10 protein-coding genes are annotated in these 13,991 nt (G+C 42.3%); 6 read left to right on the forward strand and 4 right to left on the reverse strand.

Features of this window, described 5'->3' with window-relative positions; genetic code table 11:
* Positions 1–13: 13 nt before the first annotated feature.
* Positions 14–3,295 (reverse strand): TonB-dependent receptor, encoded by a 3,282-nt coding sequence (locus AC1DO4_RS06635; RefSeq protein WP_477414072.1) that lies wholly within the window; start codon positions 3,293–3,295, stop codon positions 14–16.
* A gap of 220 nt (positions 3,296–3,515) precedes the next feature.
* Entirely contained in the window at positions 3,516–4,610 is a 1,095-nt protein-coding gene (locus AC1DO4_RS06640) for a FecR family protein (protein ID WP_477414074.1), read from the reverse strand.
* 155 nt (positions 4,611–4,765) lie between these two features.
* On the opposite strand from AC1DO4_RS06640, the gene AC1DO4_RS06645 reads away from it, so the two are divergent.
* The gene (locus AC1DO4_RS06645; RefSeq protein WP_477414076.1) at positions 4,766–5,248 is read left to right on the forward strand and encodes a PDDEXK nuclease domain-containing protein; all 483 of its coding nucleotides are present in this window, start codon (positions 4,766–4,768) and stop codon (positions 5,246–5,248) included.
* A gap of 153 nt (positions 5,249–5,401) precedes the next feature.
* On the opposite strand, the gene AC1DO4_RS06650 is transcribed toward AC1DO4_RS06645, so the two are convergent.
* Together AC1DO4_RS06650 and AC1DO4_RS06655 are read right to left on the reverse strand one after the other, a co-directional pair.
* Positions 5,402–5,995, reverse strand: coding sequence for an RNA polymerase sigma-70 factor (locus AC1DO4_RS06650; protein ID WP_477414078.1), 594 nt, complete (start codon positions 5,993–5,995; stop codon positions 5,402–5,404).
* A gap of 51 nt (positions 5,996–6,046) precedes the next feature.
* Positions 6,047–7,222, reverse strand: coding sequence for an aldose epimerase family protein (locus tag AC1DO4_RS06655; protein WP_477414080.1), 1,176 nt, complete (start codon positions 7,220–7,222; stop codon positions 6,047–6,049).
* Between the two features lie 306 nt (positions 7,223–7,528).
* On the opposite strand from AC1DO4_RS06655, the gene AC1DO4_RS06660 reads away from it, so the two are divergent.
* The 5 genes from AC1DO4_RS06660 (at position 7,529) to araA (ending at position 13,680) form a co-directional block, all read left to right on the forward strand.
* On the forward strand, positions 7,529–8,236 hold the full coding sequence (locus AC1DO4_RS06660) for an NUDIX hydrolase (RefSeq protein ID WP_477414082.1): 708 nt from the start codon (positions 7,529–7,531) through the stop codon (positions 8,234–8,236).
* A gap of 100 nt (positions 8,237–8,336) precedes the next feature.
* Positions 8,337–10,055 (forward strand): ribulokinase, encoded by a 1,719-nt coding sequence (locus AC1DO4_RS06665; RefSeq protein ID WP_477414084.1) that lies wholly within the window; start codon positions 8,337–8,339, stop codon positions 10,053–10,055.
* On the forward strand, positions 10,052–10,750 hold the full coding sequence (locus tag AC1DO4_RS06670; RefSeq protein WP_477414086.1) for an L-ribulose-5-phosphate 4-epimerase: 699 nt from the start codon (positions 10,052–10,054) through the stop codon (positions 10,748–10,750). Before AC1DO4_RS06665 ends, AC1DO4_RS06670 begins: the two co-directional genes overlap by 4 nt.
* A 1-nt stretch (position 10,751) precedes the next feature.
* Positions 10,752–12,119, forward strand: a complete 1,368-nt coding sequence (locus tag AC1DO4_RS06675; RefSeq protein ID WP_477414089.1) for a glycoside hydrolase family 27 protein — start codon at positions 10,752–10,754, stop codon at positions 12,117–12,119.
* Positions 12,120–12,189: 70 nt separating this feature from the next.
* Positions 12,190–13,680, forward strand: a complete 1,491-nt coding sequence (araA, locus tag AC1DO4_RS06680; RefSeq protein ID WP_477414091.1) for an L-arabinose isomerase — start codon at positions 12,190–12,192, stop codon at positions 13,678–13,680.
* Positions 13,681–13,991: the final 311 nt, after the last annotated feature.

Below are 13,991 nucleotides of genomic sequence, written 5' to 3' on the forward strand. Positions count from 1 at the left end.
TGTGAATCAATAATTATAACCCTACCTGTAAACCAACCAATATGGTACGCGGATTAGGGAATGAACCATAGTCGAACCCGCGGTTAATGGTACCATCGTTAATAAAGTCAGGATCGTACCCTTTGTATTTGGTTATCGTGTACAGGTTTTGCCCCGAGAGGTAGATTCTGAAACTTTTAACAACATGGGTGCGGTTGAGTAAAGAGGCCGGCAGGGTATAACCCAACTGTGCGGTTTGTAAACGGGCATATGATCCGCTCTGAATAAACCTGTCAGAATTTCTTCCGTTCGCATTAGGATCACCAATTACGGGTCTTGGCACATTGGTATTGGTGTTGGTGGGTGTCCAGTAGTTCAGTTCATCTGTACTTTGGTTACCGTACTGGCCTGTCATTAAGGCCTGGTAAACACCATTACCTATTTTACTGCCATAGTTACCTTGTATAAATACCGATGCATCAATATTTTTATACGTAGCGCTAAAGTTAAACCCGTAATATAGTTTAGGAATGGCCGAGCCCTGGTAAACACGGTCAGCATCGTTTATGATGTGATCGCCATTTGTATCCACAAATTTAACATCGCCGGGTACAGCTCCGGTTTGGGTAGCATGTGCGGCTACATCTGCAGCATCCTTAAAAATACCTTCAGTTTTAAAAGCATATATCTGTCCTACTTCGCCGCCTACTTCGGTTTTGCTGTAAGCGCCATAAATTGGGTTATCACCTTTTCCTAATGATAGTACTTTATTTTTAAGTGTTGAAACATTAGCACTTATATCGTAATGAAAATCGCGGGATGCGGTGCTGTGGTAAGTAGCCGTAAACTCAAGCCCCTTATTGGTAAAGGTGGCAGCGTTAACAACCGGCGTATTAATTGCACCCACCGAAATTGGAATAGGTACCGCTAATAAGATCCCATCAATTTTGTTCCTGTAATATTCGGCTGTAAATGATAACTGATCATGAAACAGGCTCAAATCCAAACCTACGTTGGTAGTTTTCTTTTGTTCCCATTTATTGGTTTGATCAAACACGCGGGTTTGGGTAGTTCCGGTTGCCAGGTTATCGCCAAAAACGTAACTCGAATTGGCATTTACAATAGTTTGGTAATCATAATAGCCCAATGCGTTTACGTTACCTACAGTACCATAACCTGCACGTAGTTTTAAGTTGGTGATAGCGTCCGGCAGGTGAAGGAATTTTTCTTTATTGATATTCCAACCGGCAGATATACCAGCAAAATTTCCAAAACGGTTAGCTGCAGGCAACTGTGATGTACCATCGCGCCTGTAGTTGGCGGTTATAAGGTAGCGGTCGTCATAATTATAGTTAAAACGGCCAAATATGGGCGAGTAAAATTTACGTAAGCCACTGTTACCAAATAACGATTTATTGGTAGGGTCGCTTACATTATCAAATGCATACAGGTAAGGTTGGGTTAAATTAACAGCAGCGCCGGTAATATTGGTATTGGCATCTTTTTGATATGCCGTACCGGCCAGTAATTCAACATTGTGTTTTTGTACCGAAAATTTATAACTCAGGGTATTTTCTATAAGAGTGGTATATGCCGAGCCCCGCGAATCATTATAATACGCGGATAAACTTGGGTAAAACCATCCCAGGTCATAAGCTGGTTCAAAAAATGTACTCCTGGAATCGAGCCTGTCGTAGCTTACGTTCAGGCGGTATTTAAGATTTTTAACAAATTCAAGCTCCATCCATGTTGAACCCAGTAAACGGTTACGCTGACCGGTACTATTCAATAAATTGTTTACACCAATAATATTCAAGGAAATTGCTCTTTGCGTGTTTTGATCAACACCTCCGTAACCACCCAAACGGTTAGCATCAAGCACCGGCATAGTAGGGATAGCGGTTATCAGATCCACTATCTGGTTACCTGTACCATGTAAACGTGGGTAAGCAAGGTTGTTATAGTCACCCTCGGTATAAGCTATTTTTGATCCGAAAGAGAAGATGCCTTTATGCCCCTGTAGATTTGCACTTACATTGTACCGGGTATATGATGGACCTGATACTGTAGTACCCGTTTGGTTAAAATAGCCAAAAGCGATATTGTAAGTGGTAAACTCGTTACCGCCAGATAAGCTTAAATCGTGGTTTTGAGTATAACCGGTTTTGAAGCCCTCTTTTTGCCAATCGGTATTTACATTGCTAATGAATTTGCTTGATGTTGGATCATTACCCGGAGCTAATGATAAACCTGCATTTGTTTCGGCAGCATTGGCAATTTTCTGATAACCTACCCTATCGGTAACTGATAATTTTTTAGGATTTTTCTGGAAGCCTGCATAACCACTGTAATTAACTTTAAGCGGACCATTCTTCCCTTTTTTTGTAGTAATAAGAATAACACCGCCCGACCCGCGAAAACCATAGATAGAAGCTGCCGATGCATCTTTAATTACCTGTAAACTTTCAATTTCATTAGTAGGAAAATCAAAGGGGGCAAATGTTGGCACACCATCAATAATATAAAGCGGGTTATTATCATTCAGCGAGCTTACACCCCGGATACGGATAGATACACCTTCGCCGGGTACTCCTGATCCGTTTACCTGTACGCCTGCCACCTGGCCTTGTAATGCCCTGGCAATATCGGGTGTAGTGCGTTTATTGGCATCTTTAACGTTTACAACGGCAACAGATCCGGTAAGGTTTTCTTTCTTTTGCGTACCGTAACCAACAACTATAACCTCGTTTAATGAGTTTGATGCTGCCTTAAGCTGAATGCTAAGCGTTGAGCTGCCATTCAGCGGCATTTCCTGGGTTGTATAACCTATAAACGAAAACACGAGCACCACATTGCTGGCGCTGGCATCCGGAATGTTAAGCACATACTTTCCTTGAATGTCGGTTTGGGCCCCCACCTCTGTTCCTTTTACCTTTATGCTTACCCCAGGCATTGGCAGGCCTTCTTCGTCGGTAACTTTCCCGGTTACGGTAAGTACCGAAACTGTGGCACCCTTTTCTGATAGGATCACAAGATTATTATCACTTAACTTGTATACCAGGTTGGTATTGGCAAGCAAAGTATTCATTGCCTGCTCAAGTGATGCATTTGTGACATTCAGGCTTGTGGGTAAAACATTTTTAGCCAGTATATCATCGTTGTACAAAAAGCGGTAGTCAGATTTTTTTTCAATTTCTTTGAATGCCTTTTTTAAGGTTACATTCTGAAAATTGACATTTATTATACTCTGGCCATATCCCTTTGAAAAAGCCTGAAATGATGACATGATCACCAGGGCAAGGATAAATTTAAACATAAAAAAGACTTTCAAAAATTGGTTTAACCGCACTTGGTTAATGCGGTGTACATTTTTTTTCATAATTTAGCATTAAGGTGTTTTAACTATTTGGTTTTCTAAAAGGGCTGGTAGTTAACTTGTACCAAATACACGGGGGGATGCGTCAACATTTCCCCGTTTTTTGGTTTAGTTTAGATACTTATATAAGCATAGGCTGTTTAATTAATTGGTTAAATGGTTAATAAACTAAAATTTGATTGTTATCGGTTTTATAATGAAAATAGGTTGTGGTTTGCAGGGCTTTCATGGCTTTACCGATAGATTCGTTTTGAAACTTACCTGTAAATCTTAATTTTCTAAGGCCTTCGTTCTTAAAACTAATGGTAACGTTATAACGGCGTTCCAGCTTTTTGGCCAGGCTTTCAAAATCCTCGGCATCAAAGGCAAGCTTATTTTCAATCCATAGCGCCTCTGATGGTAAACTATCCTTTTTCGCCATATGGATCTGTCCTAATGCCATCAGCGGAGTTTCTTCTGTTATATTTTTGGCAACCAGCACCGGGGCTTTACCGGCAACAAGCGGTTGCTCATTATTTATGGTAAGCTTATCAGCTGCTTTTAAAATGATCTTTTTCTCGGGGGTTTTTAATATGGTTAATTCTATCCGTCCCCGTATCAGCGAAGCTTCGGATGTTTTATCGTTACTGTATGCACGTACATTAAATTTGGTACCCAATACTTTTATGCTGATGGTTGGCGTAGTAACTATAAAGGGATGCTGAGTATCCTTTACAACATCAAACAAAGCCTCGCCCTGGAGCGAAACTTTTCTTTGCTCAACGCCATAATTAGCATCATAAATCAGCTTGCTGCCCGCGTTTAACCATACCCTGGTACCATCGGATAATTGAATTTTACTGATCCCGTTTTGCGGCGCTGTTATCTGGTTGGTTTTATTGATGTTAGTTACATCCCTTTTATTTACAATAATAAACACCAGGGCAAAACATGCTGCTACAACTAATGAAATAATTTTAAGGAATTTTATGATACCCGGTTTGGGTTTATCCTGTTCAGGATTTTCTGACTGGATTAAATCTTCAGCCTCTGTTTTATCGGCATCATCCAGCTTATTTTCAAAGGCCAGCCATTTTGATTCTAATTTTTCGTCGGCCTTTGTTTCATTTTCTTTTCGCCAGATCTCTTCCAGTAAAGCAAGCGGATACTGATCTGCAATGCCTTGCTGCAGCAGTTCTTCCAGTTCAAGCAATTCTTCGGCAGTAGCCTCTCCGCTTAACTTTTTACCAATAAGTATCCAAATATTATTAATCATTATTTACTGCTCTACTTATATAGACTGTAAATAATGAAAACACCCTGGGAGAAAAATTAATTTTTTTTTAAGGGGAAGATTATCACGATACTTTTGCCTTTTCTATATCACTGGTATAATGATTCTTATTAGTTTTGGCATAGTAACACATAAAAATGAGATCAAAAAAAAATCCGTTCGCGCTTTTTGAAAATATCAAAACCGTAATAGCCGAAACACAGCATTATATTGTCAGGAATGTTAACGCTGCTATGATCCTGGCTTATTTTCAGATAGGTAAGATGATCGTAGAAGATGAGCAACAAGGAAGCCAACGTGCAGAATATGCTAAGGAAACGCTAATATATTTAAGCCGTGAATTAAATAAAGAATTTGGGAAAGGGTACTCCGTTTCTTTCGACTTAAAAATTGGCAAGTTAACCCACCAGGATATTGGCCAGATGCAGATGTATGTAAACTATTACGACAGAAAAATAAAAACTAAGGATGAAAACCCAACAATAGGTATTATCCTTTGTAAAGAGGAAAACAGAACAGTTATAGAGTTTACATTATCGGAGGGTAACAATCAAATATTTGCCAAAGAATATAAAGCGGTATTACCAAGTAAAGAAGCTCTTAAAAAGCAGCTGGAGTAAAAAGGTTAATAAGTATTATGCAGCTAAGCCTTGCTATGTTGCTCTGTCAGCTCAATAAGGGTCTGACACAGTTTATTTTACAGACCCCACGCAACAGCACATTGCCTTGTATAAATGTAATTTACCGCAAAAAAGAAAGCCGCATTGTTAAAACTATTTCTTTTCTGAAAATACTTTTCCCTGTGTTACAACATTGCTTTTCTGCGAATCAGCAATCCCAATCGAGATCTGTTTTAGCGCATTGCCCATATGATATTCAACGGTTTTTATAGACAGGTTCAGCAGGTCGGCAACTTCCCTGTATTTTAAACCGTCCTCCTTTACCAGTTTAAAAACCAATTTGCATTGGTCTGACAGCCTGCTGAGCGAATCATTAATAAGTTTTGTTGTATCTCTGCAGATAAGCTTGTCTTCGCCGGTTGCCGAAGGATCAATGATCTCCACGTCCACCTCATCAATACTTACCTGGTTTAACTGCGCTTTTGAGATATGGGTTAGGCATTTGTTTTTAACCGAGACATAGCAATAGTTACTAAAGTTACTAATGTCGGTTAGCTTTGCACGCTGCATCCACAGGTTTAAAAATACATCATCAACAATCTCTTCAGCGGCCTCATCCATTTTTACAAACGATTTGGCAAACCAAAATAATTTGCGGTAATAAAACAGGTACACCCTTTTAAAGGATGCCCTGTTGTTATTTAAAGCTATATCATTCAGCAGATATTTTATTTCGGTTTCAGCCATCTCAAGCGGGGGTATAATCAAAAAATGGAACTACAATTATTTATAAGAAGCCTACTTGCTCGAAAATTTATAAATGGTTGTTGTATGATAGGTTGCCCCTGGCTTTAACACAGTTGATGCAAATGCGGGCTTGTTTGGCGCATCAGGAAAGTGCTGGGTTTCCATGCAAAATGCCGAACGGTGCGGGTACGCTTTGCCGCCTTTACCATCGTTGGTTGCACCAGTTAAAAAGTTACCGCTGTAAAACTGCAATCCTGGTTCGTCGGTATAAATGTCCATTACAATACCTGTCTTAGGGCTGCTCACAGTTGCTATCGATTTGCTGATATCGTGCTTATTAAGCGCAAAGTTATGATCGTAGCCTTTGCCATTTTTCAATTGCTCGTCCTTGTCATTAATATTGGCGCCAATGGTTTTTGCAGTGGTAAAATCAAAAGGAGTACCTTTTACAGGCTGTAATTTCCCTGTCGGGATCAGTGTGGTATCAACCGGGGTAATGTTGTCGGCATCAATTTTTACAATGTTATCCAGTATAGTTGAATCGCCCGCGCCATTAAGATTAAAGTAGGCGTGGTTGGTTAAGTTTACAATGGTTGTTTTATCAGTGGTTGCCGTGTATTCTATCTTCAGCGCGTTATCGGCAGTAAATGTATAGGTTACTTTAGTTGTAAGCGTACCAGGGTAACCGCCTTCAGCATCTTTAGATACATAGGTAAGGTTAAGGGTACTATCATTTGGTTGGGCGGCGTCAAACACCTGGGCGTAAAAACCTTTAAAGCCGCCATGCAGCGTGTTTACGCCATCGTTAATATCCAGTTGATAAGCTTTGCCTTCCAAACTGAATTTTCCTTTACCAATGCGGTTACCATAACGACCTATAATGGCGCCAAAAAATGGTTCTTTTGGTTTCTGGTAAGTTTTAAGGCTATCGTATCCTAAAACCACATCTGTTAAAGCTCCCTTGTTATCTGGTACCATCAGGCTTACAACCCGGCCGCCATAATTGGTTATAGCCACGCTGGCGCCCTTGCTGTTTTTTAATGTATATAGTTTAACGGCCTTGCCATTCACGTCGCCGTTAAAATTTTTAGCGTCAAGTGCGGCCGCGGCTACTGTTGACGTAGAATCTCCGGCGGCAGCTTTCTTTTCAGCCGGCCCACTGCAGCTTACCAATAGCGATAGCGCGAGGCTACATAATAAGTATTGTTTTTTGTATACTTTTTTCATGATTTTTTAAAATAGTTCTCCATTTTTCTCAACTTTTCTCAAAGTTTTCTGAATGGTTAACTGGTTATAATTTGGTGGTTGGTTTTATTATCAGGATTTATTGATTCCCTAATTAAAATCTAAGGTAGAATAAAATTATTTTAATTGTGATAAAAACAATTAAAATAATTTTCATTTTATTTGTGCGAAGGACACAAGCAAAGTAGGATTCATGCGTTTATAGCCGCTTTACCAATAAACCAAGGCTCAGAATTAAATTTCCTGTATCTAAAAAATTACATTTGCCGTTCTCTTTAAACCAATCACATGCAGAAATATTCTAAACAAACGCGACTTTTACTGGCAGTGGACTGTATTATCTTCGGATTTGATGGCCATACCTTAAAGATTCTGCTCATTAAAAGAGGTTTCCAGCCCGAGAAGGATAACTGGAGTTTGATGGGTGGATTTGTGCAGCCCCAGGAAAGCCTGGACCAGGCGGCCAACCGTATTTTAAAACAACTTACCGATCTGCAAGGGGTTTATTTAGAGCAATTACACGCATTTGGTAACACTAAACGCGATCCTATAGAGCGAACAGTGTCTGTTACCTACTTTGCATTAATAGATATTAATAAATACGAAACCCAGCTAAGTAAAGATTACCATGCCGAATGGTTCCCGCTGAAAAGGGTACCTAAGCTCATTTTCGATCAGCAGGAAATGGTGGAAGCTGCCAAAAAGAAGATCAGGTACAAGGCGGCAATGCACCCTATTTTATTCGAGCTTTTACCAGGTAAATTTACACTTCCGCAATTGCAGGCGCTTTATGAAAGTGTTTTTAATACCCAGATAGACAAGAGGAATTTTAGTAAAAGAGTTTTAGCCACCGGATTGCTGATTAAGCTGACCGATAAAGATAAGGCCGGCTCAAAACGTGGCGCCTATTATTATCAACTGAATATGCAAAACTATTATGCTAAATTTCAGGCATTTATGAATTTCATCCCAAACCCGGATACCCTTTTGAACTAATTTTTATACCCCTGTTTCCGTAACAATTTAAATGTTTTTTAATAAAAATTTTTTATTGTAAAAAAATAAGTGTTACTTCAACACGAATTATTTAACCAATATGAGAGAAGACCAATTTGTTATTGGAGTGGACTATGGGTCCGACTCTGTTCGCTCAGTTTTAATCAATGCGCAAAACGGCGAAGAAATAGCCTCATCCGTATTTAATTACCCCCGCTGGCAGCAAGGATTATTTTGTAAACCTGCAGAAAACCAGTTTAGGCAGCACCCCCTTGATTATATAGAAGGGCTGGAAACCACTATTAAAGATTGCCTTCAAAAAGCAGGTGGCGCCGATGTTGCCAAAGCGGTTAAAGGCTTATCTATAGATACCACCGGATCAACCCCAATCGCGGTTGATAAAACGGGCACGCCGCTGGCTTTAACCCCGGGTTTTGAGCAAAACCCCAATGCAATGTTCATTTTATGGAAGGATCATACATCGGTATTAGAAGCCGCCCAGATTAATGAACACGCAACAAAATTTGATATCAATTATTTAAAATATGTAGGCGGCATCTACTCATCCGAGTGGTTTTGGGCCAAGCTACTACATATTATAAGGGTTGATGAACAGGTGCGCGAATCACTACACTCCTGGGTGGAGCATTGCGACTGGATCCCTTTCCTGTTAACAGGTGGCACTGAGGTTACAGAGATCAAACGCGGTCGTTGTTCTGCCGGTCACAAAGCATTATGGGCCGAAGAATTTGACGGCTTACCGCCCGATGAATTCTTTTCATCTCTTGATCCGCTGTTAAAAGGCATTACTTCTAAACTATTTACAGAAACCTATACTGCCGACGAAGCCGCAGGAACTTTAAGCGCCGAATGGGCCGAAAGATTAGGTTTATCTACAGATGTAATTGTAGGTACAGGAGCTTTCGACGCGCACATGGGCGCTGTTGGCGGGCAAATTGAACCTTACCATTTAAGTAAGGTAATGGGTACATCAACCTGCGATATATTGGTTGCCCCGTCTGCCGAGATCGGCGACAAACTGGTTCGCGGTATTTGCGGGCAGGTTAACGGATCGGTTATCCCTGGCATGACCGGCTTAGAAGCTGGCCAATCTGCCTTTGGCGATACTTACGCATGGTTTAAAAACGTGCTTTTATGGCCTTTAAATAACCTGCTGTCGCAATCAACAGTAATAGATGCAGCAACTGCAGAAGCTTTAAAAGCTGAAATGGCAGAGTTGATTATCCCGGAACTGAGCAGGCAGGCAGATCTGTTGCCTTTAGATTTTGACAACGAATTATCTATCGACTGGTTTAACGGCCGCCGTACACCGGATGCCAACCAGGAGCTGAAAGGCGCCATCACCGGCTTAGGCCTGGGCAGCGATGCACCGCGCGTGTTCCGTTCATTAGCCGAGGCTACCTGTTTTGGAGCTAAAAGCATTGTGGAGCGTTTCATTAGCGAGGGTATCCCGGTTAAAGGGATCATCGGTATTGGCGGCGTAGCCAAAAAATCGCCGTTTGTGATGCAAATGATGGCTGATGTATTGGGAATGCCTATCCGCATCCACCAGTTTAAACATACCTGCGCTTTAGGTGCTGCCATGTTTGCAGCGGTTGTTGCCGGTATTTACCCAACTGTTGAGGAAGCTATGCAGGCAATGGGCCGTGGTTTTGATGTAGAGTATTATCCTAATAAAGATCTGGAAGCAGCTTATTTAGCCCGCTATAATAAATACAAAACTTTAGGTGCTTTTATTGCTCAGCAAATCGCAGTAAACTCAACGCAAACCGCAGCAGATAATTCAGTTTTAGCATGAGCAAGTATCAGGATATAAAACAAGCTGCTTTTGAAGCCAATATGCAGCTGCCCAAACTTGGGCTGGTACTATTCACCTTTGGCAACGTTAGCGCGGCCGACAGGGCGCAGGAGGTATTTGCTATAAAACCAAGTGGTGTTCCGTACGAGGACCTATCACCGGAAAAAATGGTGATCGTTAATTTTGACGGGGTTGTTGTAGAGGGCGATCTGAGGCCTTCATCTGATACACAAACCCATGCCGTTTTATATAAGCACTGGCCAAATATCGGTGGTATTGTTCATACTCACTCCACCTATGGTACAGCCTGGGCGCAATCACAACGCGATATCCCTATTTTCGGCACTACGCATGCCGATCATTTAACGGCCGATATACCCTGCGCGCCACCCATGAGCGATGAAATGATAGAGGGCGATTATGAATATCAAACCGGTTTCCAGATTATGGATCATTTTGCTGATCAGGGCCTGGATTATAATGAAGTTGAAATGGTATTGGTGGGTAATCACGCCCCCTTTACCTGGGGTAAAACGCCGCACAAGGCAGTTTATAACAGCGCAGTTTTAGAAGCAGTTGCCCAAATGGCTTACTTAACCGAACAGATTAACCCTAAAGCCCCACGCTTAAAAGACTCACTCATCAAGAAACATTTTGAACGCAAACACGGACCAAATTCATACTACGGCCAATAAAATGAGATCACTACGTTATATAATCATCCTGGCAGCAGGCTTGCTGGGTGCCAAAGCATCGGCACAAACCGTAGCTGCTACCCCACCCATGGGCTGGAACAGCTATAACTGTTTCGGCTCGGCCGTGCATGAAGATGAAGTAAAAGCCAATACCGATTACATGGCCAAATACCTGAAGCCTCATGGCTGGGAGTATATTGTGGTCGATTTTCTTTGGTCGTACGATAACCCGCCGGGAAGCAACATCGGTAATCCCTTTCAAATGCGCTTGCAGGATGGCTCATATGTGCCATGGCTTACTATGGATAAATGGGGCAGGTTAACACCGCAGCCTAATAAATTTCCTTCTGCCCTGGGTGGCAACGGATTTAAGCCTTTGGCCGATTATGTACATGGTAAAGGATTAAAATTCGGAATTCATGTAATGCGCGGCATCCCGAGACAGGCTTATTGGGCAAAATCGCCCATAAAAGGCACCAACGGTATTACTGCAGATATGGTTGCCGATACCAACTCCAAATGCCCCTGGATGAACCACATGTACGGGCTTGACATGAAAAAACCAGGTGCACAGGAATACCTGAACTCATTGCTGGAGCTTTATGCTTCATGGGATGTAGATTTTATTAAGGTAGATGACCTTTCGCGCCCATACAGCAATGCCGAGGTAGAAGGCTACAAAAAAGCGATAGAAAACTGCGGCAGACCAGTAGTATTAAGCCTTTCGCCCGGCGAAACGCCGGTTGCACAGGCAGTACATGCCACCAAATATGCCAACATGTGGCGCATGGCCGATGATTTTTGGGACAACTGGAAAGAGATATTACACATGTTTGATTACGCCAAAAGCTGGGAAGGCGTAGGCGGCCCCGGTCACTGGCCCGATTGCGACATGATCCAGATTGGTAAACTGAGCAAACGTGGCCCAGTTGGGCAGGAGCGCTTCAGCCGCTTTACCGAAGATGAAGAAATTACCCATATGACCTTTTGGAGCATTTTCCGCTCGCCCCTGATGATTGGTGGCAACCTGCCCGAAAATCGCGAGTTGGAATTGAAATTATTTACCAACGATGAGGTTTTGGCTGCTAATCAAAAAGGAGCTAATCCACGCCAGTTGTATAAAAAAGATGGCGCTATGGTTTGGTATTCGCAGATCCCCGGCAGTAAGGATGTTTATGCCGCCTTGTTCAACATTGGCGATACAAACAAAAGTATTGCAGTTGATTTTGCGGCCATCGGCTTAAAGGGCAAAGTAAAGGTGCGCGATCTGTGGAAAAAGCAGGATGTTGGTCAGTTTAAAAAAGGCTATCAACAAAACATCAACCTGCACGGCGCAACATTGCTAAGACTTTCGCCTGCAGCTAATTAATCAGTCATAATCAAAAACCAATATAAAAATTCATTAAATCAATAATTCGCTAAATCACTAATTAAATATAATGATCGATCTTAAAACATTTGAAGTTTGGTTTATTACAGGAAGCCAAAATTTATACGGAGAAGAAACACTAAAAAAAGTTGCCGAACACTCCCAGGAGATTGCTGCCGGAATAGATGCATCCGGCAACATCCCCGTACGCGTGGTTTACAAACCTATTGTTAAATCAACTGAAGAAATTTATACTACCCTGCAGGCTGCAAACGTTGCCGAAAATTGTATCGGCATCATTACCTGGATGCATACTTTTAGCCCTGCAAAAATGTGGATTCGTGGTTTAAGCATCCTCAAAAAACCAATGCTGCACCTGCATACCCAGTTTAACCGCGATATTCCATGGAGCTCAATAGATATGGATTTCATGAATCTGAACCAAAGCGCCCATGGCGACCGTGAGTTTGGTTTTATGGTATCGCGCATGCGTATTAACCGCAAAGTAGTAGTTGGCCACTGGCAGGCCCCAGAGGCTTTGGCCGAAATAGAAACCTGGACCCGCGCCGCTGCTGGCTGGCACGATTGGCAAGGCGCCAAATTTGTCCGTTTTGGCGATAATATGCGTTTTGTTGCTGTTACCGATGGTGATAAAGTGGAAGCAGAATTAAAATTTGGCTTCTCGGTAAATACCTATGGTGTTGGCGACCTTGTTGCTGTGATTAACGCGGTAAGCGAAGAGGCTATTACTGCTTTAACAGATGAGTATGAGGTTACTTATACTATGGCCGATGATCTTAAAAAAGGCGGCGCAAAATATTCTTCGGTTTACGAAGCTGCCAGGATCGAGATCGGGTTGCGTAAGTTTTTAGTTGATGGCGGTTTTAAAGGTTTCTCGGATACATTTGAAGATCTGCATGGCATGATCCAATTACCGGGTATTGCTGCCCAGCGCCTGATGGCCGATGGTTTTGGCTTTGCCGGTGAGGGTGATTGGAAAACGGCTGCCCTGGTGCGTGCATTTAAAGTTATGGGTGCAGGCCTGGCCGGCGGTAATGCCTTTATGGAAGATTATACCTATCACTTTGACCCTAACAATGCTTTGGTTTTAGGTTCGCATATGCTGGAAGTTGATGCTTCTTTAGCCAATGGCAAAGCATCTTTAGAAGTTCACCCCTTAGGCATTGGCGGCAAGGCTGATCCCGCACGTTTGGTATTTAACGTGGCAGGTGGTGCGGCGCTTAATGCATCTATTGTGGATATGGGTAACCGTTTCCGCTTACTGGTTAACGAGGTTGAGGCCGTTGAACCGGTTGAAGACCTGCCAAACCTGCCTGTTGCACGCGTACTATGGAAACCACTGCCCGATATGAAAACCGGCTGTGCAGCCTGGATTTACGGTGGTGGCGCACACCATACTGCCTACAGCCAGAACCTTACTGCCGAACATATGCAGGATTTTGCTGATATGGCAGGAATAGAATTTTTGAGGATTGGTAAGGATACAACCATTCCGCAGTTCAGGAACGAGATATTGTGGAACGAAGTGGCTTATAAATAGGAAGCATAAGCCCCCTTTAAATCTTCCCCTAAAGGGGGAGACTTTTGATTTACGTGATACAAATCACGTCATAAGAGGTACGAAGCAATCCTGGGCTTACAGAGCCGCTGCACAGCTTGGAAATTGTTTCGCACCTCTTAATGACAGGTGATTAAGGGACTTTACAAGTAAAATAAATTCTGAAATTCGGTGAATTCCGGTTCGGAAAGATGCGTTAGGGATAGCAGTGGATACCGGCCTGAGCGCTATGCCTGCAGGCGTATGAACGGATAGCCCGGCCCGCAGGGAACGCCATGTTGGATAAAGGATTA

The organism is Mucilaginibacter sp. P5_A6 (genome assembly GCF_056400585.1).

Coding starts and splice junctions, on each gene's coding strand:
- AC1DO4_RS06635 (WP_477414072.1), bottom strand. CDS start 3,295: ATGTTTAAATTTATCCTTGCCCTGGTGATCATGTCATCATTTCAGGCT.
- AC1DO4_RS06640 (WP_477414074.1), bottom strand. CDS start 4,610: ATGATTAATAATATTTGGATACTTATTGGTAAAAAGTTAAGCGGAGAG.
- AC1DO4_RS06645 (WP_477414076.1), top strand. CDS start 4,766: ATGAGATCAAAAAAAAATCCGTTCGCGCTTTTTGAAAATATCAAAACC.
- AC1DO4_RS06650 (WP_477414078.1), bottom strand. CDS start 5,995: ATGGCTGAAACCGAAATAAAATATCTGCTGAATGATATAGCTTTAAAT.
- AC1DO4_RS06655 (WP_477414080.1), bottom strand. CDS start 7,222: ATGAAAAAAGTATACAAAAAACAATACTTATTATGTAGCCTCGCGCTA.
- AC1DO4_RS06660 (WP_477414082.1), top strand. CDS start 7,529: ATGCAGAAATATTCTAAACAAACGCGACTTTTACTGGCAGTGGACTGT.
- AC1DO4_RS06665 (WP_477414084.1), top strand. CDS start 8,337: ATGAGAGAAGACCAATTTGTTATTGGAGTGGACTATGGGTCCGACTCT.
- AC1DO4_RS06670 (WP_477414086.1), top strand. CDS start 10,052: ATGAGCAAGTATCAGGATATAAAACAAGCTGCTTTTGAAGCCAATATG.
- AC1DO4_RS06675 (WP_477414089.1), top strand. CDS start 10,752: ATGAGATCACTACGTTATATAATCATCCTGGCAGCAGGCTTGCTGGGT.
- araA (WP_477414091.1), top strand. CDS start 12,190: ATGATCGATCTTAAAACATTTGAAGTTTGGTTTATTACAGGAAGCCAA.